Consider the following 463-nt stretch of genomic DNA (forward strand, 5'->3'; position numbering starts at 1 on the left):
CGATTTCGGGGGTTCCGGCGGGGTGGTTGGGTCGGTTGCCGCAGGTTCCGCGTGATGGCAGTTTTCTGCGGAATGCGGGGAACGGTGGGATCTTCGTGGTGGTGGGGGGTGCGAAGTATGGGCTGAGTGCTGCGGAGTGGTCGGCGATGGGTCAGCCGGGGTCGGTGAATGTGCCGGTGCGGGTGATCGATGGTTATGGGGCGGTTCCGCGGGATGGGAGTCTGCTGCGTAATCACGTGGATGGTGGGATCTTCGTGGTGGCGGGTGGTGCGAAGTACGGGTTGAGTCTGGCGCAGTGGGAGGCGATGGGGAGGCCGGGGTCGGCGAATGTGCCGCCGGCGTTCATCGGCCGGTTGGGTGCCGATCCTGGTCCGGGGACGCTGTTGCGTGATCACGCGGATGGGTCGATCTTCGTGACGGTGGGTGGGGCGAAGTACGGTCTGACGCCGGCGGAGTATGAGGC

General features: G+C 66.1%; 1 protein-coding gene. It reads left to right on the forward strand.

Annotated elements, in window-relative coordinates; genetic code table 11:
- Positions 1-35 precede the first annotated feature (35 nt).
- Positions 36-463: hypothetical protein (locus tag QSK26_RS41500; protein ID WP_285780862.1), on the forward strand; the 428-nt coding region annotated here is incomplete at its 3' end.

The organism is Microtetraspora sp. NBRC 13810 (assembly GCF_030268685.1).
In the GTDB taxonomy this organism is placed as follows: Bacteria; Actinomycetota; Actinomycetes; order Streptosporangiales; family Streptosporangiaceae; genus BSRQ01.